Origin of the sequence: Mycobacterium sp. KBS0706, from assembly GCF_005938675.2 — a bacterium.
Lineage (GTDB): Bacteria > Pseudomonadota > Alphaproteobacteria > DSM-16000 > Inquilinaceae > Inquilinus.
Genome location: NZ_VCCH02000048.1, coordinates 22,236 through 47,697, shown reverse-complemented (window position 1 = coordinate 47,697; position 25,462 = coordinate 22,236). Strand labels below are relative to the sequence as shown.

Here is a 25,462-nt window from a genome sequence, read left to right as displayed (position 1 = left end):
CTCACGCCTCCCCGCGGCCGGCCTGGAGGAAACCCAGCTCGTCCCGCGACGGCAAGGCGGCATAGGCTCCGGCGCGCGTGGCGGTCAGGGCCGCCGCCCGCTGGGCCGCACCGACCGCGGTGTCGAGGCCGCGCCCGCTTGCCAGCAATGCCGCCAAAACGCCGCAGAAGGTGTCGCCGCAGCCGGTGGTGTCGACGGCCGTGACCGGCACGGCGGGGTGGAGCCGGATGCCCTCTTCCGCCGCGGCGAGGCAGCCTTCCGCGCCCAGCGTGACGAGCACGAGGTCGGCACCTTTTTCCCGCATCCACGCGGCCGCGGCCCGGGGATCGGCCAGGCCGGTGATCGCCTCCGCCTCCACCCGGTTCACGACAAGGATGCGGCACAGCGGCAGCAACGGCCCGGCCTCCCACCAGAGCGGCGCCGGATTCAGCATGGTGCCGGCCCCGCGGGCGGCGCCGGCGGACAGGGCGGCCTCGGTCGCCGCCCGGCTCAGATTGCCCTGGAGCAGCAGCACGTCGCCTGGGGCCACCGCGGCGGCGAATTCGGCGGCAGCCTCCGGCATCAGCGCCGTGGCGCAGGGGCCGGCGCTGGCGATGCAGCTCTCGCCGTCCGGCAGCGTCATCAGGACCGAGAAATCGGTCGGGTGCGGCAGGCGCGGCAGGTCGAGGGCGGTGAAGCCCTCTCCCGACAGGACGGTCCCGATCCAATCCCCGTCCGGATCCTGCCCGACCGGGGCATGGAACATCACCTGCGCGCCGCTGCGGACGGCCGCGACCGCCTGGTTCAACCCCTTGCCGCCGGGCGCCCGTGTCGTGCCGTGGCCCAGCAGCGTCTCCCCGCGCAGGGGCAGGCGTGGCAGGCCGAGGCCGAGATCGAGACCGGCATTGCCCAGGATGAACACGCGGCCCATCCTCGCCTCAACCCCTGGCGCGTTCGACCCGCTGCATGAAGAGGCGCAGCCGGTCCGGGTCCACGGGGTTCCACCAGACGCCGTCCCGCTTCAGCCAGCTGGCGACGATGACGGCATCGGCGACGGTCAGCATGTCCCCGACATTGTCCGGCGCGACGCCGGAGCCGACGACGACCGGCAGCGACGTGCCGGCGGCGACGGTGCGCAGCTCCTCCATCGTCGTCGGGTCGCCCGTGCGCTGGCCGGTGGCGATCGCCACATCGGCATCGAAGAACTCGTTGTCGCGCGCCAATTCCCCGATCGTACGGTCGGCGGTGATGGCGTGGGCGCCGTGCTTCACATGGACGTCGGCGAAGATGCGGACGGTGCGGGCGTGGAGCCAGGAGCGGTACCGTGCGGCGTCCCCGGCCGGGCCGTCGATCAGCCCCTCATTCGCGACATAGGCGTTGGACCATTGGTTGACCCGGATGAACGCCGCCCCCGCCGCCTTGGCCACGGCGAGGGCCTGAACCGCGCCATTGGCCAGGACATTGACCCCGACCGGCAGGGCGGAGGCGCGGCGGACTGCATCGGTCATCACCGCCATGCAGGCCGCCGTCTCCGGCCCGAGCCGGTCGGGCTTGGCGAAGGGAATGTCGCCATGATTCTCGACGATCAGCCCGTCGACCCCGCCGTCGCGGTACCGCTCGGCCTCCGTCACGGCGAAGGCGACGACATCCTCCATGTCGCGGCCGTCATAGTCGGGAGAGCCGGGCAACGGCAGCGAATGGATCACCCCGATCACGGCCTTCCTGCGGCCGAAGATCGCCTCGACGGCATTCGGCTTGGTCCGGAACACGGGCTTGGCTCGGGCGACCAATGGTTCGCTCACAACGATTCTCCAGGGCGTCGAAACAGGTTGGGCGCGGACAGGCAGCGGCGATCAGATCAGGGCTGCAGCCATGCATCGCCCAGGCGGAAGGCGCCGTCGGGGTAAGGGGTCCAGCGCAACCTGGTGCTGGCCCCCTGCAGCGAGGCGTCGAAATGCAGGAACAGGACCGGGGCGTCGTCCGAGATCATCTGCTGCGCCTGCCGGTACATCGTGGCGCGGGCGCCCTGGTCCGGGGTGACGCGGGCCTGGCGCAGCAGCGCATCGACCTCGTCATCGGCATAGCCCGAGAAGTTGTTCGGGCCGCCCTTGGTGAACCAGTTGTACATGTTGCCGTCGGGGTCGGGCCGGCCGGTCCAGGGCGACCAGCAGATGTCGAAGTCGCGCTTCTGCAGGACGGAGATCAGGCTGGTGGCGTCCACCTGGCGAACAGTAACCTTGAAGCCCGCTTCGCCGGCCTGGGCCTGGATGATCTGGGCGATCCGGCTCTGCAGTGGCGATGCAACGACGGTGATCGCAAAAGGGACACCGTCCGGATGCCCGGCCTCAGCCAGAAGTCGCTTCGCTTCCTCCACATCGCGCTTGTAGGGATGAAAATCCGCGTCGTAGGCCCAGCCGATCGAGGGGGGAATGGGGCCGAAGGCGGGGACGCCGGTGTTGAAATAGGCCACCCGGTTCACGACGTCCCGATCGACCGCGAGCATCAAGGCGCGGCGCACCTTCGGGTCGTCGAAGGGCGGTCGCGTGACATTCAGGGACAGGGCGTTGAAGCCGATGCCCGGCAGGTTGCTGACCGTGACCGAGCCGTCGATTTTCAGGGTCGACAAGGTTTGCGGCGGCAGGCTGTCGGTCAGCTGCACCTCGCCGCCACGCAGGCTGGCGGTGCGCAACGTCTCGTCCGGCAGCGGGCGCAGGACGACCTTGTCGAGCGGCGCCTTGCCCTTGTAGTAGCCGTCGAAGCGGTCCAGCACCAACTGCCCGTTCTTGGTCCAGCTTGCGACCTGGAACGGCCCGGCGCCGACGCCGTGCGTGGCGAAGTCCGGCCCGTATTTGGCGAGCGCGGCAGGCGACACGAAAAGTCCGGGCCGGTTGGTCATGACCACCGGGAACAGCGAATAGGGCTGGGAGAGCTTGACGGTGAAGGCCAGGGGGCCGGTCACGTCCACCGACTGGATCGGCCCGAGCTCGGAACGGCGGGGGGAGCCGTTCTTCGGGTCCAACATCCGGTCCAGATTGAACTTCGCCGCCGCCGCGTCATAAGGCGTGCCGTCCTGGAAGGTGACGCCAGGGCGGATCTCGAACCGATAGGTGCGGTCGTCCGGCTGCGTGTAGCTGGCGAGGCCCGGCTCGACCTTCAGGTCCGGGGTCAGCGTCAGCAGCGGCTCATAGATCAGGTACTGGGCCGACAGCTCGAAATATGAGGCGAAGAAGGCGGGGTCGAGCGTCACCGGGTCGGAGACGACGCCGATGGTCAGGGTGCCGCCCGGCTGCGGCGCCGCATCCTCGGCCCATCCCTGCCGGGCCGGCAGGAGGAGTGCGGCACAGGCCAGTAGGGCGGAGAGGATCTGTCTCATGGGCGGCGTCCTCTACAAGGGAAAGGAAGGCAAGGGCGCCGCCATGCTCACGGGCGCGCCGATTCGACGCGGAAGTTGTAGCGGTCGGCGCGGTAGTGCAGGACGGCGTACTCGACCGGCCGGCCTGCGGCCGTGCGCGAGATCCGGTGCGACACCAGCACCGCGGCCGGCGACCGCAGGCCCAGGCTCTGTGCCGTCGGCGCATCCGCGATCATGGCCTCGATCCGTTCGCTGCCGGTGGCAAGGCGGATTCCGGCCTTGTCCTGCAGCCATTGGTAAAGCGACCCGCTGTCCAGCTCCGCACAGTCCGGGAAGAGGCCGTTCTCGAAGGCGAAGGGTGCCAGATAGGTCATCGACGTCGCGATCGGCTTGTCATCGGCCAGCAGCAGCCGGTCGATCTCGATGACGATGGAGCCGGGCTCGATCTGCAGCTCGGCCGCCACCGCTGCCTCCACCGGGCAGCGCCGGATCGATCGGGTCCTGTAACCGGCGCGAAGGCCGCGGGCCTGCATGTCCTCCGAGAAGGAGGAGAGCCGGTTGAGCGGGCGCTCGATCCGCGGCGGCAGGACCATCGAGCCCCGGCCGGATTTCCGCACGATCAGGCCTTCGCTCTCCAGGCAGTCCAGCGCCGCTCGCGATGTCGTCCGGCTGACTCCGAAGCGGCGATTCAGCTCCGACTCCGCCGGCAGCAGGTCGCCGGGACGGAACGCGCCTTTCTTGATGTCGGCGCGAAGGCGATCGGCGATCTGGGCCCAAAGCGGGGCCGGACCGTCATCGAGGTCGTGAAGCATCCAGGACATGGGTTGAATGTAATGACGTCATGACATTTGAGTCAAGTGTCTTCTCTCATCGCGCCTGGCGAGAGCAGGTAGAGGACCTCGGCCTTCCGGCGTCTCCGATACCGGCATCAGCCAGGTCGCCTGCGTCTAGCTCACGATCTAATCGCCGATCGTCGGTGGATCTCCGCGACCGATACCGGCCCGAAACCGCCCGTCAGTGGTAGTCCGCGCCCGGATCGACCTTGCCCTTGAAGACGAAATAGACGACGAGCGTGTAGATCAGCGTGATCGGCAGGACGATGATGCCCGCGCCCCAGAACATGAAGGCAAGGCTGGCCGGCGGCGACACCGCATCCGCGATGCGGATCGAGAACGGTACCATGTAGGGATAGAAGGACAGGGCGAGCGTGCCGAAGGCCGCGGCGAAGATCGCGATGCCGCAGAGGAACGGCACCAGCTCGCGACGCCGGTGGATCGCGTCATAGAGGACGACGCAGGCCACGACGCCGACGAGCGGGAAGACCGCCATCACCGGCTCATCGAGCCAGCGACGCAGGACCCGGAGGTCGATCACCAGCGCTACGCCGAGGGCTGCGGCGAGGAAGGCCAGCACGGCGATCGTCAGGCCGGGCAGCAGGCGGAAGGCCAGCGCCTGGACGTCAGCCGCGGTCTTGTAGGTCAGCCAGCCGGCGCCGAGCAGGCTGTAGCCGAGGCACAGCCCCAGCCCGCACAGCAGGGAGAAGGGCGACAGCCAGCCGAACGGACCGCCGACATAGCGCCCATCCTGGATGGCGAGCCCCTCGACCAGCGCCCCGACGGCGGCCCCCTGGACGAAGCTGGCGACGAAGGATCCGCCGGCGAAGCCGATATCCCACAGGCGCCGCAGGCCTCGGCTCTTGTACCGGAACTCGAAGGCGACACCGCGCAGGATCAGGGCCACCAGCATCACGATCAGCGGCAGATAGAGCGCCGACAGCAGCGTGGCGTAGACCAGGGGAAAGGCGCCGAACAGGATGGCGGCCGCGATGATCAGCCACGTCTCGTTGCCGTCCCACACCGGCGAGATCGATGCCAGCATGTGGCGGCGCGCCGTCTCGTTCGGGGCGAAGGCGAACAGCATGCCGACCCCGAGGTCGAAGCCGTCCAGCGTCACGTAAAGCAGGATCGTGAGGCCGAGGGCGCAGGTCCAGAAGGTGATCATTCGCCGGCCTCCGGGGCTGGGGTGGCACCAGGCACGCCAGGCCCCTGCCCTGCCATCGACAGGGGCCGTTTCGGATTGATCGCCGCCTCGGTGTAGTCCGGAAGAACCACCGGCCCGCGCTGCAGCAGCCGGTAGATGTAGACCCCGCCGAACAGGAAGATCAGCGAGTAGACGGCGACGAAGATGACCAGGGAGGCCGCGACCTGCGGCGCCGTCAGGAACGGCGTCACCGCATCGGCGATCCGGACCTGGCCGTAGACGGCCCAGGGCTGCCGGCCGACCTCGGCCGTGAACCAGCCGGTCAGGGTGGCGATGAAGCCGAGAGGGAACGACCAAAAGGTCGCCCGCAGGAACCAGCGTTGCCGCTCGATCCCGCCGGTCGCGACGAGCGCCACGCCGAGCCACGCCAGGGCGAGCATGAGAAGTCCGCAGCCGACCATGATGCGGAACGCGAAGAACGGGATCAAAACCGGCGGCCGGTCGGCCGGAGCAAAATCCGTCAGGCCGACCTCCTTGCTGTCGAGGCTCATCGACCCGATCAGGCTGCCCAGATAGGGGATGCTCAGGGCATAGCGGTTGCGCTCATGCTCCGGGTCGGGCCAGGCGATCACGACCTCGGAGGCCGGCTGCTCGTCATGCCAGCGTGCTTCGATCGCGGCGAACTTGGCCGGCTGCTTGTCGTGGGTGTAGTCGCCGACGAGATGGCCGAACAGCAGCTGCGCGGGAACCAGCACGGCGGCGAGGCCCAGCCCCATGCGCAGCATGGTCCGGGCGTCGGATTTGAAGCGGCCGCGCAGCAGGTGCCAGGCCCCGGTCGCCGCGACGCAGAAGGCCGAGGTGACATAGGCCGCCAGGATCATGTGCGGAAAACGGACCCAGACGACCGGGCTGAAGATGATGGCCGACCAGTCGGTGGGGATGAACGCCCCGTCCGGCCCCGGTGCGAAGCCGACGGGCCATTGCATCCAGCTGTTGTTGACCATGATCCAGAAGGACGACAGGCTGGTCCCGGCCGCGACCATGATGCAGGCCAGCATGTAGAACCATCGCGGCACGCGGTCCCGGCCGAAGATCACGATCCCGAAGAACGCCGCCTCCAGTGCGAAGGCCGTGAAGCTCTCATAGGCCAGCAGCGGCCCCTGGATGGAGCCGGTGCGGCGTGCCAGCTCGCTCCAGTTGGTGCCGAATTCGAAGGCCAGCACGATGCCCGACACGACGCCCATGCCGAAGGCCACGCCGAAGATCCCGAGCCAGTAATCGAACAGCCGGCGATAGACCGGCCGGCCGGTCGCGAGCGACAGCGCCTCGAGCACGGCGAGCCATGCGGCAAGGCCCACCGTGAAGGCCGGGAAGATGATGTGGAACGAGACCGTGAAGGCAAATTGCAGGCGCGAAAGCAGCAGCGCTGTCAGGTCCATGACACGCTCCAAGCGGAATCGGGTGAACCGGGAGGTCGATCGGCGCCGGACAGCCCTGCCGGCACCGATCGCAGCGGCATCAGCGCAGCAGGTTGGTCCGGGCGACCTCGATCAGCTCGTCGCCGCGCCCGTTGATGACGGCCCTGAGCGCCCAGAGGCCGAAGCCCTGGGCCTGCTCCAGCTTGATCGCCGGCGGCATCGCCAGCTCCTGCGTGTTGGTCACGACGTCGAGCAGCGCCGGCCCGTCATGCGCCAGCACCTCCTGGATCGCCCCCTCCAGCTCGCCAGGGTCCTCGACCCGGACGGCGTGGACGCCGATGGCACGGGCCATGGCCGCGAAATCCGGGTTGGTCAGCGACGTCCCGGTCTCCAGGAAGCCGTTGGCCTTCATCTCCAGCGCGACGAAGCCGAGCGATCTGTTGTCGAAGATGACGATCTTGACCGGCAGCTTCTGCTGCACCAGCGTCAGGAAATCCCCCATCAGCATGGCGAAACCGCCGTCGCCCGACAGGCTGATGACCTGCCGGCCGGGATAGGCGGCCTGGGCGCCGATGGCCTGCGGCATGGCGTTGGCCATCGAGCCGTGGCTCAGCGAACCGATCATCCGGCGACGGCCATTCATCTTCAGATACCGTGCCGCCCAGACCGTCGGCGTGCCGACGTCGAAGGTGAAGACGGCGTCATCGGCGGCATGCTCGCTGACCAGCTTCGCCACGTATTGCGGATGGATCGGCTTGCGGCCGGGCGTGCCGGTCGCCAGGTCGTCCAGCCCTTCGCGCGCCTTGCGGTAGTTGGCCAGGGCGTCGTCCAGATGGGACCGGTCCTGCTTCGTCTCCAGGCGGGGCAGCAGGGCCGAGATCGTGGCCGGCACATCGCCCACCAGCCCGAGGTCGAGCCGCGTCCGCCGGCCCAGATTCTCCGGCCGCAGGTCGACCTGCGCGATCTTGGCACGGGGCGGATAGAACTGCCGGTAGGGGAAGTCCGTCCCCAGCATCAGCAGCGTGTCGCAGTCGAGCATCGCATGGTAGCCGGAGCTGAAGCCGATCAGCCCGGTCATGCCGACATCGTAGGGGTTGTCATATTCGACATGCTCCTTGCCGCCGAGGGCGTGCACGATCGGGGCCTTGAGCGCTTCGGCGAGCTGCAGCAGCTGGTCATGGGCGCCGGCGCAGCCCCGGCCGCAGAGCAGCGTGGTCCGGCCGCCGGCGTTGAGCAGCGCGGCCAGCTCGCCGAGATCATGGTCGTTCGGCACGACGACCGGCGGATTGACGGCAATGGAAGGCCCGGTCGAGATCGGCGTCGAGACCTCCTGCAGCGCGATGTCGCCCGGGATCACCACGACCGCGACGCCGCGATGGCCCACCGCGGCGCGGATCGCGGCTTCGAGCACGCCCGGAAGCTGCTCGGGATGGGACACGAGCTCGCAATAGTGGCTGCACTCTCGGAACAGCTGCTCCGGATGGGTCTCCTGGAAGTAGCCGCGGCCGATCTCCGCGCTCGGGATGTGCGCCGCGATCGCCAGCACCGGCACCCGTGAGCGGTGGGCGTCGAACAGCCCGTTGATGAGGTGCAGGTTGCCCGGACCGCAGCTGCCGGCGCAGACCGCGAGCCGGCCGGTCAGATGGGCCTCGGCGCCGGCGGCGAAGGCGGCTGCCTCCTCGTGCCGGGTGTGGACCCAGTCGATATCGCCGCGGCGGCGCAGGGATTCGGTGATCCCGTTCAGGCTGTCGCCCACGACGCCGTAGATGCGGCGGACGCCCACCGAGTGGAGGACATCGGTGATCAGGTCGGCGGCTTTCATCGGTGCTACTCCAGGACATGCGGGATGGGTGCCGGCGGGGCAGCAGCGCCCCTTCGGGCGATCGCTTCGCCCGGCGCGCCCCCCTGCCGGCGTGGACTCAGATGTTGGCGATCTCGAGGACCGGGGCCGTGTCGGCCCTGGTGCGGCGGCAGGCGTCGGCGTCGACGGTGAGGTCGATGCCCCAGGTCGGAAACAGGCGCCGGACCGCGGGCAGCCAGCCGTCCTCGGTCAGCCTGTCGGCGAAGCAGAGCTTGAGAACCTCGGTCGCGATGAAGGCGGCCGTCGAGGCACCCGGCGAGGCGCCGAGCAGTGCCACCAGTGACTTGTCGGCGGCCGGGATCAGCTCCGTCCCGAACTCGAGAAAACCGCCCCGCTCCTTGTCGGGCTTGATGATCTGCACACGCTGGCCGGCGACCGCTTCCTTCCACTCGTTGCGGGTCGCCCTGGGGAAGAACTGCTGCAGGGCCGCGAATTGATGGCTCGCGCTCTGCAGCACCTGGCCGATCAGGTATTCGGTCAGTTGCAGGTTGTCGCGCGCCACGTCGAGCAGCGGGACGATGTTGTCCGGCCTGATCGACCGGAACAGGTCGGTGAGCGACCCGTGCTTCAGGAACTTGCTGGAGAAGCCGGCATAGGGGCCGAACAGCAGCGAGGTCTTGCCGCCGATGACGCGCGTGTCGAGATGCGGCACCGACATCGGTGGGGAGCCGCTGGCGGCCTTGCCATAGACCTTGGCGTGGTGGCGAGCGCTCACGGCATCATCGTCGCAGCGCAGCCAGATGCCGCTCACCGGGAAGCCGCCATAGCCATGGCCCTCCGGAATGCCCGACTTCTGCAGCAGCTCGATCGAGGCGCCGCCGGCGCCGATGAAGACGAAGCCGGCGGACACGGTCTGGCGCGTGCCGTCATAGGTGTGTTCGACCGTGACCCGCCAGCGGCCGCCGGCCTCGCGGTCGAGCGCCACGACCCTGCTGTCGTAACGGAGGTCGAAGCCCGGCTGCCTGGACAGGGCGCCGACCAGGAGGTGGGTCAGTGCGCCGTAATCCACATCGGTGCCGGTGATGATGCGCGTGGCGGCGATCGGCTGGCTTTCGTCACGGCCTTCGACGATCAGCGGCGCCCATTCGGCGATCTGGTGGCGATCCTCGGTGTACTCCATGCCCTTGTAGCAGTGATGCGCCGACATCTCCCGGTAGCGGGTCTTCAGGAAGTCGACGTTCTCCTGCCCCCAGACGAAGCTCATATGCGGGCAGGGATGGATGAAGGCGCGCGGATCCGGGATCGCGCCCTTGCGGACGAGATGGGCCCAGAGCTGCCGCGACACATCGAACTCGGTGTTGACCGTCAGCGCCTTGGAGATGTCGACGCTGCCGTCCGAGCGCTGCGGCGTGTAGTTCAGCTCGCAATTGGCGGCATGGCCGGTCCCGGCATTGTTCCACGCCTGGGAGCTCTCCTGGGCGCAGTCCTTGAGCGTCTCGAACATCGTGATCGAGAGCGACGGCTCGAGCTCCTTCAGAACGGTGCCGAGCGTGGCGCTCATGATGCCCGCCCCGATCAGGACCACGTCGGGGGTGTCGATCTGTGTCGGCATGGGTCGGCTCCTGCGGTTCAGGCCTCGGGAGAGTTGGCTTTGAACGGAAGCGCGGCGCCGGACTGGAACACCACATAGGCGCGCCGCCACGGCTCGTCGCCGATCAGCTTCCACCGGTGGCCCGTGCCGGAGTTGTCCTGCGCCAGCAGGATGTCGCCGGGACGGATGGTGAAGCGCTCGCCGCCCACCGTCTCGAACTCCAGCGTGCCGCTGAGGGTGATGACGAAGCGCGGGATCGGGTCCTGGTGCCATTCATAGGATCCGCCGGATCCGGTCTCCTGGAAGGACAGGCTGGCGGCCGCGACCACGTCGCTCCTTATATCGCCTCGTTCCCCGCGGGACAGGTCGATGGTCCCCTCCTCGAAATGGGAGTTGCCGTCATCGCCGGTCCACAACCTCACGCATCGGATCATGGTGCTGTCCTTTCCTGTCAGGCGCCGGCCAGGCCGTGGCCGACCATGCTGAGCGGATCGATGGTCTTGTCGAACAGCGCCGCGTCGACCTTGCCGGACGCGAGCGCGGCCTCTCTCAGGGTCGTGCCGTCGGCGATCGCCTTCTCGGCGATGTGCGCGGCGTTCTGGTATCCGATCACCGGCGACAGGGCGGTGACGAGCATGACGCTGCCGTCGACATAGCGCTTGATCCTGTCGCGGTTCAGCTCCGTCCCTTCCACCGAGAACCGGCGGAACGTCCCGCAGCCATCGGCGAGGATGCGGGCCGAATGCAGGAAATTGCTGATGATGATCGGCCGCATGGCGTTCAGCTCGAAATTGCCCTGGCTGCCGGCGAAGGCCACGGCGGTGTCGTTCCCCATGATCTGGATCGCGATCATCACCATCGCCTCGCACTGCGTGGGGTTGACCTTGCCCGGCATGATCGACGACCCCGGCTCGTTCTCCGGCAGCTTCAGCTCGGCCAGGCCGCAGCGCGGGCCGGAGGCGAGCCAGCGCATGTCGTTGGCGACCTTCATCAGCGCCACCGCCAGCCCGCGCAGGGCGGCGTGGGCGCGCACCATGGGGTCGAGCGACCCCAGGGCCATGAACTTGTTGGGCGCGGTGACGAAGGGCCTGCCCGTCAGCTCCGCGATCTTCGCTGCCACCTGCTGCGAAAAGCCCTTCGGTGCATTGAGACCGGTGCCGACGGCCGTGCCGCCCAGCGCCAGCTCGTAGAGGCCGGCGCGGCTCGCCTCGATCTCGGCGATGGCGGCGCGGATCTGGCCGGCCCAGCCATGCCATTCCTGGGCGACCGTCAGGGGCACGGCATCTTCCAGATGGGTGCGGCCGATCTTGACCACGTCCATCCAGCCATCGGCCTTGCGCTCAATGGTCTGGGCCAGCTTCGCCACCTGCGGCACCAGCGCGGCATCGATGGCCTCGACCGCGGCGATGTGCATCGCCGTCGGGAAGGTGTCGTTCGACGACTGGCCCATATTCACGTCGTCATTCGGTCCGATTGGGTGTTGCGAGCCGAGCGTGCCGCCCAGCAGCTGGATGGCGCGGTTCGCGATCACCTCGTTGACGTTCATGTTCGACTGGGTGCCCGAGCCGGTCTGCCACACGAACAGCGGATAGTGCTCGTCAAGCTGGCCGCCGATGGTCTCATCGGCCGCGCGGATGATGGCATCGCGCTTCCAGTCCGGAAGCCGGCCGGCGGCGGCGTTCACCAGGGCGCAGGCCTTCTTGACGATGCCGTAGGCGTGATAGACCGCCTTCGGCATCCGATCCCCGCCGATGGAGAAGTGCTGGAGGGATCGCTGGGTCTGCGCCCCCCAGTACCGGTCGGCCGGGACCTCGACCTCGCCCATGCTGTCGAATTCGTGGCGTAGTCCCGTTGCCGTCAGCCCTATCGGGACGTCACGGAGAAGGCGCGTCCCGTCTTCGACAGAGAATGTCATTCCTAACCTCCGCATCAGAAAACCAAGGGCGCTTCAATCATAGATCTTCTTGGATGCTTTTGTTTTATTATGAAGCATCCGGATTTTGTTCTGGAAATCATCGTTATGTCAGATAGGACGATATGATGAGTTCTCCCGGCTCCCCTAGCCTACGAAGGTTCATCCGTCCTCTGAATCTGGATTGCCGGAACAATACCTTCGTATGGGTGGCTTCACACATCTGTGCATTCGAAGAGAAACCAGCCCAGTCCCGAACTCTATTGTCGGCCGTCCGACCTTGCTGAAGGTTTGGGCCAGGGTGGGCTTGCGGCAGGCCGAGGCCTCTCCAGGCCGATGCGGGCTCCGCGCGGGGATGGCTTTGTGAGATTGCGGAGTTTTGGGCGGCGACAGTGGGGAGGAACTCATCGCGGGCGCCGCTTGGCCCCGTTTTGCGCTCGCTCGCTCGGCGTGTTGGGGATTTTGGAATGGGTGCAGTCAGGTCGAATGAGAATGTCCGCGTGGCGGGACCTTACGGCTAGGCGAAGATCGGCAATACGATCCATCCCAACCGCGTTGAGTCCGCGTTCGGACACGGCCAAGTCGCCGGAAACGTCCGGTCCGGAGAAGGTCGGAAGGTACCCGAACGTCAGCAATGGGGACGAAGCTGCCGTTCAGAGCACCACCGATCTTCCGTAGAATCGGATACTATCTGTCACCTGGACGCCGCCCGCATCACCGCTGACGACCCCTGATCCTTCACCAACTGCGCCTCATGGCGATCATGACCAAAATTGCACCGACGCCTGCAATCCCAGCCGCCATAGGCGAAGCGGCTCACGAGGCCCTTGAGGGTGCGTACCTGCACGGGTTTTCGGCTGGCAAGAGAGCCGGACGAGAGGAAATTGCAGCGTTCCTTCAGCATCGTGCCGGCGCTCTGCGACGCTCCGGCAAGCATGCTGCGGCGGACGAACTCGTCCAGATCTCGGTGGACGCTCTGTCAGCGCCATCGGCGTGATTGTGCAACATGCCCTGAGGCTTACTCGTCCGCCAGCAGCTTGCCGGTGAAATTCCCCACCCACAAACTCGAATGCCGGCGGTAGCCACGAGCTGTCCGCGCGTCCTTCCAGCGGCCGTGCTGCATCGCCGCCTCGAGCGGCACCCCTTTCCGGTCGGCGGCCGTCATCATGCCAGCGCGTAGGCTGTGCGCCGAAAACTCCCCCTCGGCCAGCCCGGTCCCCTTGATCACGCGCTTGACCAGGCGGGCCACAGTCTTGGTGTCGATCCGCTGCAGCCGTCCGTCGAGGCCATAGGTCAGATGGCCGCCGCGGTCGGCGCGGCAGAACAGTGGCCCGGGCGCGTCGCCGCGGACGGCAAGCCAGGCCGAGACCGCGGTCACGGCGCACAGCGGCGATGTCGGCACCGCCTGGACGCCGACCTCCTCGCCCCGCCGCTCCTGGTCATTCTTCGAGCCGGCGACGAACAGCACCAGGCCCTCGGCGGTGAAGCCGACGTCCCGCAGGTCGAAGCCGGCGAGCTCGGAGCGGCGGAAGCCGCCGGCGAAGCCGGTCAGCAGCAGGGCCCGATCACGCAGGCAGCGCTTCGGCGCCGGCGCCGTGGCCGGGTCGAGCAGCACCAGGACGGCCCGCAGATTCTCCTCGAGCAGGGCGGCCTTCTTCTCTGGGCGGACACCCTTGGTGCGGCGCAGGCCCTGCAGGAACTTTGGGAAATATCCCTCGTCGAGATGCAGCGGGCGGCCGAGCCGGCGCCGGATCGCCAGCACCGCGGCCCGGCGCAGCTCGATGGTTGACAGGGACCGGGTTTCGGACAGGGCGGTGAGGTGCATGGCCAGCCAGGAGGCGTCCGCGATCGCCGGATCGAGGTCGAAGCCGAGGCACCAGGTGGTCCACTGCTGCCAGGCCGAGGCATAGGCCTTCCGGGTGTTGGCCGAGAGCGAGGCCTCGACCAGCGCGTCCGCGCGCTGCGCGAGCCGGCGGATTTCGGCGCGCTGGGTCTCGGTCAGGCCGGCCGCCGCGCCGGCGTCCGGCAGCGCCACCGCCGGGCGCCCGGCCGCCGGCGCGCCCTCCCCTGCCGCGCCGTTCGCGATCGTCGCGTCGATCATGGTGCGGTCACCAGGGTCAGGTGCCTGGCATCCGCCGGCGCCAGCAGGCCGCGAACAGCCAGCAGATGGGCTTCGATCGCCGCGGCGGCGTCGGCGGCGGCGAGACGGGACGTATCGAGATCGAGCCGCTCGGGCACGTCGGGCTTCAGCAGCCGGTCGGCGCGGATCATCGCCGCAAGGGCGTCTGGGTCGGTCAGCTTGCGTCCCTGGCGCTCGAGGCTCTGGACCCGGGAGCGCAGCACGGTGGCGTCGGCCTCGAGCACCACCGGCACCAGCGGCACCGCCCGCGTCTCCGCCAGGGCGACGACCTGGCGCCAGGCCTCGCATTCGCGCGGAGAGCCGATGCACAGCGCGTTGGTCATGACGAAGGTCTCCGATCGCGGCCGGTCGGCCAGCACCTGATCGGCGGCGGCGCGCACGGTCTCGTAGAGCGGCCAGCGCGCCGGGTCATCGATGCCGGTGCAGCGGATGGCGACGTCGTGCAGCAGGTGGTTGTCGATCAGGCGGGCCTGGAGCCGCGGCGCCAGCAGGCGCGCGACGGTGAGCTTTCCGACCCCGGGCCAGCCGTTGAGATGCACGATCACCCTCCCCTCCCCTGCTCAAGCGTGCGACGGCGCCAGCGCCGTCGACCACAGCAGCTCGACCGGATGGAACCAGCGAGAGCCGGTTCAGCACCGCCGCGCGCGGCCGCCAGGCGGCGATGGCGTTGCCGATCGCCGCCGGCACCGTGGCCGGCCTCATGCCCTCGCCGAGCGTGACATGCGGTACCCAGTCGCCCGGGAGGTAGTGGACCCAGCAGTGCGGGACGAAGCGCGCCGCGGCGTGGTGCAAGCGGCCGTGCAGGTCGAGCAGCTCGGCCGCGACCACCGGCGCCACGAACAGGACGGCGGGTGGTCCCGGGAACAGGCCGAGGCTCGACAATTGGATGTCGCAGGCGGGTTGGAGCGCGGCGAAGCGCTGCAACGACGCGCTCATCGCCGTGGCGTCGAGCCGATCGTAGACGCCGAGCGAGAGATGTGGCGCGACCTGGGCCCGTCGTGGCGTCATCGCGTCCGGATCGGCCCGCTCGACGGCGTCGATCAGCGGTGTCAGCGCGGCGGCGCTGGGCGGGTCGAGATCGAGGTGGACGGCGAACGGCACGGGGCCTCCCAGGAGCGGCTGACGTGAGGAGTCTACCCGTCCATCGCCGCGTGCGAAAGCTCCAACGCCCGATAAGCCCCCTTATTGTCCAATGGAATCAATGGATTACTATGTCCGGATAGGGTGAAATGCGGTCACCTCACCCGGTTCGCCAAACCGGACGCGGTTGCATGCGACCAACGGCGGTGACGCCCCCGCCTTGCCAGGATGCGCACCCGACCTCGGTCACTGAGGACGCTTCATCCGGCCTAGATAGCCACGCCCCTCAAGCCGTCCACACCCTCGGCCATGAAGCGCTCCTGCCAGCGCCAGACCGCTGTCTTGTACACCCCCGCCTCGCGCATGATCGCGGTCGTGCCGGCGCCCGCGGCGGTGAGAAGCACGATCCGGGCTCGCCAGACATGCTTCTGCGGCGTGTTGCGGTCCGCAACTACCGCCTCCAGCCGGCGGCGGTCCTCGGCGGTGACCTCGATGGAAATCCCTGTGCGCGTCCCTCACATTCGCACAGACCGCGCTGCACGAGAATCCTCAACCGGGCTCTTCTGTTCCGGTCAATCCATTAGGTACGCAGCAGTCGTCCCGATGTCTCGGCTCGAACTTCGGCATCGGCTCGGCAAGAGATTGTCGCAGCGTGGCTTGGCGCCACAACCTGCCCGCCAAGACTGCCGCGACCTCGGCCTATAGTCCGAACCGCGTCTATTTGACGATGCCATCCCGCCTTACACCAAGGTATGCGGTTGGCGACCCGAACGTAGGACTCCGCTGGCACGCCTGTAGGGTGGAGGGGAGTCGGCCGGTCCCGGTACGATTGTTCTTATCCTGAAGACTACGCGGCCAGGGCGCGGGAAAGGCAGAGATGCTCCGACAAAACGACCTTCGCCGTCACGCAGCCGAGTTTGGTGAGTTCGATTACCTGGATCACTTGGGCTCACAATGTCGGCGAGCGCTATAGGCATCGGCCCAGCCGTTCGCTGACATCCCGGCCTGATTTCGCCATGGGCCGTGAAGGGCAGACGGCTTCCGGTCGCTCGCTTCTGTCCGGATCGGTTCGTTGCTCTTCACGCCCGGCACCTATCACTACCGCTAGTCGGGGAATGCGGCATGCCCGCTCCAGCTTCGTGGAGGCGCGTCCGCACCATGAATCGCCGTTCCAGAAGCCACGACGTATCGGACGGCACGAGAAGCGTAGCCGTTTCACACCTGACCAAGAGGTCTTGCATGGATAGGCTCAAGGACAAGGTCGCCCTGGTAACCGGCGGGTCGCGGGGCATTGGTGCCGCGGTCGCCAAGCGGCTGGCGCGCGAAGGAGCCACCGTAGCGATCACTTATACGTCATCCGGCGATAGTGCAAACGCGGTCGTCGCCGCCATCGAAGCAGATCACGGCCGGGCTATGGCGATCCATGCCGACAGTGCGGATATCGACGCTGTGAGAGCCGCCGTCGCCGCGACGGTGGAGCGGTTCCAACGGCTTGATGTGCTCGTCAACAATGCAGGGATCGCAAAGCTCGGCACCATCACCGACTACTCCCTCGAAGACTTGGACCGGATGATCGCGGTCAACGTCAAGGGGCTGTTCGTCGCCACGCAGGAAGCCGTGCGCCACATGGAAGAAGGCGGTCGGGTGATCAACATCGGCAGCATCAGTAGTGAGTTCATGCCGATCGCCGGAGGCTCAGTCTACGCCATGACCAAAGCGGCCGTCGCCGGTCTCACACGCGGCCTGGCGCGAGACCTCGGCCCGCGCGGCATCACGGTCAACAACGTTCAGCCTGGCCGGGTGGACACGGAGATGACGCGCAGCTCCCGAGAAAGCGCAGGCGACGATCTGGCGTCCGACAAGGTGCTGCAGATGATCGCCGTGCACCGCTACGGAACCTGCGACGAAGTTGCCGGACTGATTGCGTATCTCGCGGGTCCAGAAGCGGCCTTTGTCACCGGCGCAAACCTCAGGATCGACGGCGGCACCTCCGCCTGACTTGCCGCAAAGGCATTGTACAGCACAGGGTGCTCAAGGTCCGTGTGTCGCCTGCCTCTGCTGCCAAGGGTGTAGCGCAGCGACTTGGGCTTTCTAATTCGAAGGGTAGTGACCTGCATGGTCTATCAGCATCGCTTCATGCGGATGCGAAGACCCTTGAAATTGTGATGCATGAGGAGAGGACAGATGCTTGACGCAGCGACACGATCCAAGATCGTCCTAGACATCGAAGACGTCTATCGGACACGGAAGCAGCTCCCGTTACTGACCAGGACCTACGAGAATATCGAAGTCGAGGATTCCTACCGCATCCAGGAGGAATTCATCGCCCGCCGCGTGCAACAGGGAATCCCTGTGCGGGGGTATAAAATAGGTCTGACCTCCAAGACGATGCAGGAACTGGTGAACTCCAAAGAGCCCGATTTCAGCGCAATTACCGAAGACCTGTTTTTCGACGAAAATAACCCGATCGAAGCAAGCCGTTTCATCACGCCTTTCGCCGAGATGGAAATCGCGTTTGTCCTCAACAATCGGCTTGAAGGGCCTGGCATCCTACCTGTCGATGTTATCAGGGCCACGGACTTCGTTCTGCCAGCCATCGAGATCTGCGATTTCCGGGTGGCCTACAATCCCGCAATGACGATCGTGGATACGGTTGCGGACCTCGCTGCATGCGGTGGCGTTATTCTTGGCGCAAATCCAAGGACGCTCGATCAACTGGAACTCGGCAAGGTCAAGGGCGCGGTCTACCGGGACAGCGTCAAGGAGACCGAGGGCGAGGCATCGGCGGTTTTGGGTCACCCAATCAATGCCGTTGCTTGGCTTGCCAACAAGTTGGCTCAGTTCGGTGTTGCACTCGATGCCGGTCAGACCATCCTGAGCGGCTCATTCGTGCGGGCCTTCCCGATGCGGCCGGGTGAGCAGATTTGCTGCAGCTTCGACCAGGGTCTTGGAGACGTGATGGCATCGATCGTTTGAGATGAAGCGGACTGATGGCCGGACAGGAGGCCTTTGCGATGTGCGAGCCGAGACTGTTGAGGATGACGACATCGCCAGCCGGACAGTAGAGACAACGCTTCCTCTGCATAGATGGCGAAGTCCGCCTCATCCCGGGCAGCAGTGCGCGCCGCGACTGGCGTCCGCTACAGCATGAACCGGCCATGCAACAGCCTGGCTTCCAACTTCCGCTTTCCGCCCTTCTCGGTCAGCCAAGCCCACGGCCGGCTGCCCGAGAGCCGACGTCAACCTCCGCTCTGGAAAGCGAACCTGACGCGATTCGACCCTATCCGGTCATGAGGCACGACATCGATGCAGCCCACTCTTCGCGACCACTTACGGCTCGATGCGGACATCCGGCAACAGGGTAGCAATCGTCTGCTCTGCGATCCTATCCAGACGAGCAAGTCACGCGATAGGCAGGAGCTCAAATCGGGCGAGCGAGGGAGAGTGGCGTCCCCTCGCTCGCCGGGCGGGCCAGGCTTCCCGCTTGGGAAACTCGGCTGCGGTGACATGAAACGAGGCAGCAGCCGATCAAGCTTTCGGGACTTGCTGTGAAAATGCTCTAGATCAAAGCGAACCGGAGCGGATCGTGCGATGATGTTGCTGCCCGAGTGTGCAATGGCCGCTGCATCTAGGACGCACCGACAAGTTGCACGAAAGGCGACGCGGCTTAGGGCTAGATCTATCGCCGCGTCCCAACAGCTCTGATCCGACTGCCTTGAGCAGCCGATACAGATTCAAGAAGGGAGGACTCGCATGCTCACGCGCAAAGCACTATTAGTGGCCATCATACTTTTTCCCTTCACCTTGGCGGCGCCAGCAGGAATTGCCCAACCGGCACCCAGCCCGGCCTTCCAGCGGGCGATTCTGGAGGGACTTTCGCCCGACACTCGGGCCGAAGTCGAGCGTCGCGCGACTGGAGGCAACTCGGTCTATGAGGTTGCGAGGACCATGTTGCTGAACAGCATGCAAATGGCCAATCTGATCAAGCCCGGCGAGGCCCCGCTCTCGTCAGTCGTGGCAATCGACTTCATTCGCGAGAATGCGGTTTTCGAGCAGGGTGATCATCTGCGCGTCATTCCGTTCGACTCACGAACGCTGCAGTTCAAGAAGTGACGATCGCAGCGCGGTAGCACGACTGCCGCGCTGCCCCCGATCAACCTGATATTTGATATCGGCGCGATGGGCAGCTTCGCCGCCCACAGTGACGTAACATACAATTCGGGCATGCGAGACATCATGCTCGCGGATGAAATTAGTCCAATTTCAGAAACAGGATTGTGATGGCCGGTTAGAGCCAAAGGCCGGACTGATGTGAAGGGCCGTGCCAATGGCCGCTTCATCACCCATTGCGGTCATGAGGCGCAGCGACGCCGTACCTCCCCTGAGTTCCACTTTCCGCCCGTTGCGGTCGGCCACGTCGAATGACGGACGCCCGGAAGCCGCCGTCGCCCTCGGTGCCGAAAAGTGGGATCCAACCTGACTCGAACCAAAGCGGTCCTGTCCGCTTTCGGGCAAGGTTGGACCGCCGGAGATGTCCGCTTCAGAGAAGCCGGCAGCGCCAGCGGCCGTCCGCAACGAGCCGAATCCGGACCCCCGGAGAGGCGCCGTGAGGACACCGCGCCTTGCAGCGCTACGCCGGCTCGTCGTCCAGGTCGCCGAGGAGACCGGCGAATTCCGAGCTCGGCGGATTCGGCCCGGCCCCGATCCTGCTCCTCGCGCTCGGCGTCATCGCGAATTCGGCGGCTACGTGCATCATCGTCGCCGCCGACCGGCGCGCAATGCCGATCAATGGATTCTGGACCGGCGTGCCGTGTTTGCCCCGGATCAGCAGGCCGTGGGTGACGCCATCCCGCTCGGCCTTCTCGGCGAGCAGACGTTCGGCCTGAACGAGCCGGTTCCAGCCTTGGCAGTACACGGCGGCCGCGCCGACATCGAGCGGGGTCAGAAGCCGAAGCCGGAAGAGATGCTTTGCGACCCGGCGCCACTCGGCCTTCGCGATCTCGTCGAGGTGGTCCGGCGGTTCCGGCAGGATCGGCTCGACCGACAGCGGCTTTGGGATGCGCCGCTTGCCGGGATTGCCTTCGATCACCTTGAGGTAGGACGGGGTTCGTTTACGGCCTCGCATGACCTGACTCCTCCAGGCTCGGCAGAATACCTCGATTTTCGAATTTTGCGGCGTTTGAAATGAATGACCCCGCGCCGATCCCGCCGCCATGGGCCGGTCTTTTGACCTCCCTAGGGGGGTGCGGTCCAGGACCCTTGGCGAAGGTCCTAGCTGCGACTTTTCAGGAATAGCGCGAAGAATTCCTTCAACACCGTCGAAACGTAGCCGGGCATCGATTGCGCCAACCCATTCTCGTCACCAGTACCAATCGCCGATCGCTCCCACAGAATGAGATCTCCATCTCGTCCCGTGCTCTCCGGTGTGCCTGGGATGGCACCCAGCTCTATCGCCCCGCTGTAGAATGATCCTGCTCTAACTGCCACATGCACGCCTTTAGGATAGAGCTTCGTAGATAGCACGCTGGTCTCCAATACAAGAGCATGGCTCAGTGCGTTCGAAGCTATTAATACGGCGGAGTAATCTTCGCTTCCGGTGTCCTGGAAAGGTATTTTAGCTGATTCCGCAAGGAATCGCGCGTCAGATGACGCGGATTTGCAGATACGTTTCTCCAATGAGTCACTCAAGTTATTTGGGAGGCAACGGAACACGATTCCACCCCACCCCGAAAATTGCTGCCGATTGAAGCTTCTTTCTTCAGCCGACCCTGCACTAGGCTTCTGCCCAAGAGCAGTCTGGGAGAGGAGCATGAAAGCCGATATCAACAAAATGAACAAGTTATGCACTCTGCACATAGCAACTCCGGTCCGTGCCACATTCTGCAGGTAAGACCCAAATTAGCGGTCGCCAAATAGGAAGTTGCGAAACTCCAATATAGCAGCCTTCTGGCCCTTGCGGACGAGCTTTCTACCTTAGCCGATGCTCTGTCGCGCCCATCCTTGCCCCGCTTGACCGCGAGCCTCCACGGGGTCTGACCATCGCCGGGGCGGACCGAGGTGTCCTCGGTCGAGCTCCGTCAGGGGTCGGTGGGGCGACGGGGACTCACCCACCCTGGCCGCCCGCGGTTAGGGCGGCGACCAGAGCCGGGCTACAGGGCCGAAGGCCAGAAGTCTGGGGAGACCGCCCCACCGGGCTTGTCACGTTCAGGGCCCTGCGGCGCGCCCGCGAGCGGCGTAGCGGTAGCCATGCCCCCGCCTGACTATGCCGGTTACCGCTTTCCATCCGACGTGATCCAGCGCGCCGTCTGGATGTACCTCCGCTTCACCCTGAGCTACCGCGACGTCGAGGACCTGCTCACCGAGCGCGGCCTCGAGGTGTCCTACGAGACAATCCGCCGATGGGTGAACGTGTTCGGACCGATCATCGCCCGCCGCCTCCGGGCGCGGCGGCCGGCGCCGCATCGGTGCTGGCACCTCGACGAGATGTTCGTCCGGATCGCCGGCAAGCCGATGTACCTCTGGCGCGCCGTCGATGCCGAGGGCGAGGTGCTCGAGGCGCTGGTTCAAGCCAGGCGGGACGCGGCGGCCGCCCGCAAGCTGATGCGCAAGCTTCTCCGGAAGCAGGGCATCGCTCCAATTACCTGGGTCACCGACAAGTGTCCGGCCTACGGCGCGGCGCTTCGTGACCTGCGGCTCGACGGAATACCCCACCTACGGGCCAAGCGGCTGAACAACCGGGCCGAGAGCTCGCACGTCCCGGCCCGGCGACGGGAGCGCAAGCTGCAACGGTTCAAATCGGCGGCCTCGGCGCAGCGGTTCCTGTCGATGCACGCCGCGACCTACAACACCTTCAACGTTTGCCGCCACCTCACCACCGCCGCCACGCACCGCCGCTTTCGCGCCGAGGCGTTTGCCACATGGGGGCACCGCAAGGTTTTTCCGCCAGTGCACCTTTCGCCGGACAAAGCAAGAACATGGTCGCCCGGCGACGGGGATCGGTTGTCACGGAGGCGGAGGGCCGTCCCGCTCCAGGCGGTCCGTTGAGCGATGCTCTTGCGGACACGGGCGGATCATTCCCGCTGGACTCGCTTTCGGCGCTGAGGTGGTCTGACCCGATCGCTCTCTGCCGAGGGTCTCGATGGCGCGGTACAACCTGCTGACCGACGACGAGCGGCGTCGGCTCTTCGACATTCCGACCGACCGGGCGGCGCTGATCCGGCACTATACGCTCGCCCCGGAGGAGTTGGAGTTCATCCTGGCCCGGCATGGTGACAGAAACCGCCTCGGCGTTGCGGTTCAGCTCTGCCTGCATCGGCATCCGGGCTTCGGCCTGCGCGACTGGGAGGGGGTTCCGGACGAGGTGCTGCGCTATCTCGGGATGCAGCTCGCCGTTCCTGCAGAGGTCTACCGCGACTACGGGCGTCGGCGCCAAACCCGCGAGAGACATGCCCAAGAGGTCGCGCAGCGTCTCGGATTGCGAGCGTCGCGTCGGACCGACATGCCGCTGATGATCGGCCTTGCGGCCGATGCGGCTTGGTCGACCGACCGCGGCCTGGAGATCGCGGTCGCTCTGATGGAGGGTCTGCGGGAGCGGAAGATCATCCTGCCGGCGCCGGGGACGATCGAGCGCGCCGGAGCCACGGGCCGCGCCCGGGCCCGCCGGCTCACGGCAGACGCCTTGGTAGCGTCGCTGATGCCGGATCAATTGGCGCAGGTCGATATGCTGCTGCTCAACGACCCGGAACTGGGGCGCACGCCGCTGGCCTGGCTGCGGGGCTATCCTGAGTCACCCAGCGCCGACAACGTCAACGCCGTCTTGGCGCGGCTCGATCGTGTCCGGCGGATCGGCATAGAGCCGGCGCTGGCGGACGCGATCCACGAGAGCCGATTCCGGCAGTTCGTGCGGGAGGGTGCGGTCGCGCCGGCCTTCCTGCTGAGCGCCTATGGCCTGCGCCGGCGCCGGGCGACGCTGGTCGCCCAGATGATCGACCTGGAGAGCCGTCTGGCGGATGCCGCGGTCGAGATGTTCGACAAGCTGGTTGGCGCCATGTTCACCCGCGCCAAACGGCGGAAGGAGCGGCAATATCAGGCGACGGCGAAGGATGTCGGCCGCCTGATGCGCCTGTTCGACCAAACGCTGACCGCCCTCCAGAACGCCCATGAGCAGGATCTCGACGCCTTCGACGCCATCGATCACGAAGTCGGGTGGTGGACGCTGATGAAGGCCCAGCCTGAGGTCGCGGCGCTGGCCGAGTTGGTGGAGGAGGATGCGCTGGTCACCGCCACCGGCAAGTACATGACGCTGCGCAGATACGCGCCGGCCTTCCTCGAGGCCTTCACCTTCAAGGCATCCAGGGCGCGCGATCCCGTGCTGTCGGCCGTCGAGGTTCTCCGCGAGGTGAACCGCAAGGGCCGCGGCGCGATTCCCGCGACGGCGCCCATGTCCTTCTCGCACAAAAAATGGAAGGCGCTGGTGGTCGAGGACGGCAAGGTCGACCGGCGTCGGTACGAGGTCGCGGTCTGCGCCACGCTGCGCGACCGGCTGCGCTCTGGCGACATCTGGATCGACGGCACCCGCAACTACCAGCGTTTCGACCGCTACCTCCTGCCGAAATCCGCTGTCCCCGCCGCTGCGGCGAAGCTGCCCTTCACCTTGGATGTCCACGCCTATCTCCAGGAACGGACGCAGCTGCTCGACTGGCGGCTGCGGCGCTTCGAGCGGAAGTTGAAGCGCGGCCAGCTGAGCGGCGTCGAGCTGCGCGACGGCAGGCTGCACATCGCGCCGTTGACGGCGATCACGCCGCCGGAGGCTGACGACCTCGATCGCATGATCGACGGCATCCTGCCGCGGGTTCGCGTGACCGAGCTGCTGACGGAGGTGGCGCGCCGCACCGGCTTCCTGTCGGCCTTCACCGATCTCCGCAGCGGTCGGCCACATGACAATCCGAACGCCGTGCTGGCGGCGATCCTGGCCGATGCAAGCAACCTCGGCCTGGAGCGGATGGCGAACGCCTCTCAGGGCGTCAGCTACGCCCAGCTCGCCTGGACCCACAATTGGTACCTGCGCGAGGAGACCTACCGTGCCGGCCTGGCCGCGATCATCGACGCCCACCATGCCCATCCCTTCGCCGACATCTGGGGCCAGGGCACGACCTCGTCGTCGGATGGCCAGTTCGTTCGGACCGGCCGCGGCAAGGGAGGCCATGCCGCCGTCAACGCCAAATACGGCATCGACCCCGGCATCCGCTTCTACACCCATGTCTCGGACCAGCATGGATCCTACCACTCCGTGGTGATCTCCTCGACCGGCTCCGAGGCGCCGTATGTGCTCGACGGGTTGATGCGGCACGGCACGTCGCTGAAGCTCACCGAGCACTACACCGACACCGGCGGCGCCAGCGATCATATCTTCGGCCTGAGCCACATGCTCGGCTTCCGCTTCGTGCCGTGGCTGCGCGACCTGGCCGATCGCAAGCTGGCCTCGATCGGCTCCGCCGGCCAGTATCCGGGCCTCAAGGATCTCATGGGCAAGCCGATCCGGACAGATGTCATCGTCGAGTGCTGGGACGACGCCGTCCGCACCGTCGCGTCGATCAACGCCGGCACCGTGGCGCCCTCGGAGATCCTCAAGAAGCTCGCCGCCTACCGGCGCCAGAACCGGCTCGACCTGGCGCTGCAGGAGATCGGCCGCATAGAGCGCACGCTGTTCACCCTCGACTGGCTCGAGGACCTGAACCTCCGGCGTCGCTGTCGCGCCGGACTCAACAAGGGCGAGGCCAGGCACTTCCTCGCCCAGGCCATCCACACCCAGCGCCAGGGCCGGATCACCGACCGAACCCTGCTCAACCAGAGCTTCCGCGCCTCCGGCCTCAATCTGGTGATCGCGGCGATCGTCTACTGGAACACGGTATACATGGGGCGGGCCGTGCAGCACCTCCGCTCGAGGGGGATCCTGGCGCCCGACGAGTCGCTGACTCATGTCGCGCCGCTGGGCTGGGAACACATCAGCCTGACCGGCGACTACCTCTGGGAGCAGGCGGCCCAGGCCCCGTTCGACTACTGGCCGCTTCGCCTGCAGGATGACCTGTCTGCTGCCGCCGGCTGACTATGTTCTCGCTTTGTCCGGAGAAAGGTGCATTGGCGGAAAAACTTTGCGGTGCCCCCCTTCCGCTCAAGTCAGCCCGTCGCAGCTAGCTCAAAATCGGCCAC

18 protein-coding genes and 3 pseudogenes are annotated in these 25,462 nt (G+C 66.6%); 5 read left to right on the top strand and 16 right to left on the bottom strand.

Going from position 1 to position 25,462, the window contains the following annotated elements:
* Nucleotide 1: 1 nt before the first annotated feature.
* The 15 genes and pseudogenes from FFK22_RS24155 to FFK22_RS44510 all read right to left on the bottom strand — a co-directional run.
* Nucleotides 2-910: a PfkB family carbohydrate kinase gene (locus tag FFK22_RS24155; protein ID WP_138892383.1), complete on the bottom strand. Its 909-nt coding sequence runs from the start codon at nucleotides 908-910 to the stop codon at nucleotides 2-4.
* A 7-nt stretch (nucleotides 911-917) separates the two neighbouring features.
* Nucleotides 918-1,781, bottom strand: coding sequence for a BtpA/SgcQ family protein (locus tag FFK22_RS24150; protein WP_306770159.1), 864 nt, complete (start codon nucleotides 1,779-1,781; stop codon nucleotides 918-920).
* Nucleotides 1,782-1,837: 56 nt separating this feature from the next.
* Entirely contained in the window at nucleotides 1,838-3,352 is a 1,515-nt protein-coding gene (locus FFK22_RS24145; protein WP_138892384.1) for an ABC transporter substrate-binding protein, read from the bottom strand.
* A 47-nt stretch (nucleotides 3,353-3,399) separates the two neighbouring features.
* On the bottom strand, nucleotides 3,400-4,152 hold the full coding sequence (locus FFK22_RS24140) for a GntR family transcriptional regulator (protein WP_138892385.1): 753 nt from the start codon (nucleotides 4,150-4,152) through the stop codon (nucleotides 3,400-3,402).
* Nucleotides 4,153-4,345: 193 nt separating this feature from the next.
* Nucleotides 4,346-5,332, bottom strand: a complete 987-nt coding sequence (gene cydB, locus FFK22_RS24135) for a cytochrome d ubiquinol oxidase subunit II (RefSeq protein WP_138892386.1) — start codon at nucleotides 5,330-5,332, stop codon at nucleotides 4,346-4,348.
* The gene (locus FFK22_RS24130) at nucleotides 5,329-6,750 is read right to left on the bottom strand and encodes a cytochrome ubiquinol oxidase subunit I (protein ID WP_138892387.1); all 1,422 of its coding nucleotides are present in this window, start codon (nucleotides 6,748-6,750) and stop codon (nucleotides 5,329-5,331) included. Before FFK22_RS24130 ends, cydB begins: the two co-directional genes overlap by 4 nt.
* A gap of 79 nt (nucleotides 6,751-6,829) precedes the next feature.
* Nucleotides 6,830-8,551 (bottom strand): ubiquinone-dependent pyruvate dehydrogenase, encoded by a 1,722-nt coding sequence (poxB, locus tag FFK22_RS24125; protein ID WP_138892388.1) that lies wholly within the window; start codon nucleotides 8,549-8,551, stop codon nucleotides 6,830-6,832.
* 97 nt (nucleotides 8,552-8,648) lie between these two features.
* Nucleotides 8,649-10,142: a malate dehydrogenase (quinone) gene (mqo, locus tag FFK22_RS24120; protein WP_138892389.1), complete on the bottom strand. Its 1,494-nt coding sequence runs from the start codon at nucleotides 10,140-10,142 to the stop codon at nucleotides 8,649-8,651.
* A gap of 17 nt (nucleotides 10,143-10,159) precedes the next feature.
* Nucleotides 10,160-10,555 (bottom strand): cupin domain-containing protein, encoded by a 396-nt coding sequence (locus FFK22_RS24115; protein ID WP_138892390.1) that lies wholly within the window; start codon nucleotides 10,553-10,555, stop codon nucleotides 10,160-10,162.
* Nucleotides 10,556-10,572: 17 nt separating this feature from the next.
* Nucleotides 10,573-12,036, bottom strand: coding sequence for a class II fumarate hydratase (fumC, locus tag FFK22_RS24110; RefSeq protein WP_138892391.1), 1,464 nt, complete (start codon nucleotides 12,034-12,036; stop codon nucleotides 10,573-10,575).
* Between the two features lie 691 nt (nucleotides 12,037-12,727).
* Complete coding sequence (locus FFK22_RS24105; RefSeq protein WP_138892392.1) at nucleotides 12,728-12,937, bottom strand: hypothetical protein; 210 nt, start codon at nucleotides 12,935-12,937, stop codon at nucleotides 12,728-12,730.
* A 114-nt stretch (nucleotides 12,938-13,051) separates the two neighbouring features.
* Nucleotides 13,052-14,134, bottom strand: coding sequence for a tyrosine-type recombinase/integrase (locus tag FFK22_RS24100; protein ID WP_143956867.1), 1,083 nt, complete (start codon nucleotides 14,132-14,134; stop codon nucleotides 13,052-13,054).
* On the bottom strand, nucleotides 14,131-14,718 hold the full coding sequence (locus tag FFK22_RS24095; protein ID WP_143956866.1) for an AAA family ATPase: 588 nt from the start codon (nucleotides 14,716-14,718) through the stop codon (nucleotides 14,131-14,133). The genes FFK22_RS24100 and FFK22_RS24095 overlap by 4 nt, the downstream gene beginning before the upstream one ends.
* Nucleotides 14,719-14,845: 127 nt before the next feature.
* Nucleotides 14,846-15,181, bottom strand: a pseudogene (locus FFK22_RS44825) (2'-5' RNA ligase family protein); the annotation flags it as partial.
* A gap of 359 nt (nucleotides 15,182-15,540) precedes the next feature.
* A pseudogene (locus tag FFK22_RS44510) lies at nucleotides 15,541-15,753 on the bottom strand (helix-turn-helix domain-containing protein); the annotation flags it as partial.
* A gap of 739 nt (nucleotides 15,754-16,492) precedes the next feature.
* Between FFK22_RS44510 and FFK22_RS24080 the strand changes: the two are divergent.
* From FFK22_RS24080 to FFK22_RS24070, 3 genes are all read left to right on the top strand, one after another.
* Complete coding sequence (locus FFK22_RS24080; protein WP_138891968.1) at nucleotides 16,493-17,251, top strand: 3-oxoacyl-ACP reductase family protein; 759 nt, start codon at nucleotides 16,493-16,495, stop codon at nucleotides 17,249-17,251.
* A 186-nt stretch (nucleotides 17,252-17,437) separates the two neighbouring features.
* On the top strand, nucleotides 17,438-18,229 hold the full coding sequence (locus tag FFK22_RS24075) for a 2-keto-4-pentenoate hydratase (protein WP_138891969.1): 792 nt from the start codon (nucleotides 17,438-17,440) through the stop codon (nucleotides 18,227-18,229).
* Nucleotides 18,230-19,006: 777 nt separating this feature from the next.
* Entirely contained in the window at nucleotides 19,007-19,366 is a 360-nt protein-coding gene (locus FFK22_RS24070) for a hypothetical protein (RefSeq protein WP_138891970.1), read from the top strand.
* A 517-nt stretch (nucleotides 19,367-19,883) separates the two neighbouring features.
* Here the strand turns inward: FFK22_RS24070 and FFK22_RS24065 are convergent.
* The gene (locus FFK22_RS24065; protein ID WP_186002626.1) at nucleotides 19,884-20,378 is read right to left on the bottom strand and encodes a phage terminase small subunit P27 family; all 495 of its coding nucleotides are present in this window, start codon (nucleotides 20,376-20,378) and stop codon (nucleotides 19,884-19,886) included.
* Nucleotides 20,379-21,499: 1,121 nt separating this feature from the next.
* Between FFK22_RS24065 and FFK22_RS24060 the strand changes: the two are divergent.
* Nucleotides 21,500-22,174 (top strand): annotated as a pseudogene (locus FFK22_RS24060) (IS6 family transposase); the annotation flags it as partial.
* Nucleotides 22,175-22,391: 217 nt separating this feature from the next.
* On the top strand, nucleotides 22,392-25,358 hold the full coding sequence (locus FFK22_RS24055; RefSeq protein ID WP_138891972.1) for a Tn3 family transposase: 2,967 nt from the start codon (nucleotides 22,392-22,394) through the stop codon (nucleotides 25,356-25,358).
* The last annotated feature ends 104 nt before the right edge of the window (nucleotides 25,359-25,462 follow it).

Coding starts and splice junctions, on each gene's coding strand:
- FFK22_RS24155 (WP_138892383.1), bottom strand. CDS start 910: ATGGGCCGCGTGTTCATCCTGGGCAATGCCGGTCTCGATCTCGGCCTC.
- FFK22_RS24145 (WP_138892384.1), bottom strand. CDS start 3,352: ATGAGACAGATCCTCTCCGCCCTACTGGCCTGTGCCGCACTCCTCCTG.
- FFK22_RS24140 (WP_138892385.1), bottom strand. CDS start 4,152: ATGTCCTGGATGCTTCACGACCTCGATGACGGTCCGGCCCCGCTTTGG.
- cydB (WP_138892386.1), bottom strand. CDS start 5,332: ATGATCACCTTCTGGACCTGCGCCCTCGGCCTCACGATCCTGCTTTAC.
- FFK22_RS24130 (WP_138892387.1), bottom strand. CDS start 6,750: ATGGACCTGACAGCGCTGCTGCTTTCGCGCCTGCAATTTGCCTTCACG.
- poxB (WP_138892388.1), bottom strand. CDS start 8,551: ATGAAAGCCGCCGACCTGATCACCGATGTCCTCCACTCGGTGGGCGTC.
- mqo (WP_138892389.1), bottom strand. CDS start 10,142: ATGCCGACACAGATCGACACCCCCGACGTGGTCCTGATCGGGGCGGGC.
- FFK22_RS24115 (WP_138892390.1), bottom strand. CDS start 10,555: ATGATCCGATGCGTGAGGTTGTGGACCGGCGATGACGGCAACTCCCAT.
- fumC (WP_138892391.1), bottom strand. CDS start 12,036: ATGACATTCTCTGTCGAAGACGGGACGCGCCTTCTCCGTGACGTCCCG.
- FFK22_RS24105 (WP_138892392.1), bottom strand. CDS start 12,937: ATGCTGAAGGAACGCTGCAATTTCCTCTCGTCCGGCTCTCTTGCCAGC.
- FFK22_RS24100 (WP_143956867.1), bottom strand. CDS start 14,134: ATGATCGACGCGACGATCGCGAACGGCGCGGCAGGGGAGGGCGCGCCG.
- FFK22_RS24080 (WP_138891968.1), top strand. CDS start 16,493: ATGGATAGGCTCAAGGACAAGGTCGCCCTGGTAACCGGCGGGTCGCGG.
- FFK22_RS24075 (WP_138891969.1), top strand. CDS start 17,438: ATGCTTGACGCAGCGACACGATCCAAGATCGTCCTAGACATCGAAGAC.
- FFK22_RS24070 (WP_138891970.1), top strand. CDS start 19,007: ATGCTCACGCGCAAAGCACTATTAGTGGCCATCATACTTTTTCCCTTC.
- FFK22_RS24065 (WP_186002626.1), bottom strand. CDS start 20,378: ATGCGAGGCCGTAAACGAACCCCGTCCTACCTCAAGGTGATCGAAGGC.
- FFK22_RS24055 (WP_138891972.1), top strand. CDS start 22,392: ATGGCGCGGTACAACCTGCTGACCGACGACGAGCGGCGTCGGCTCTTC.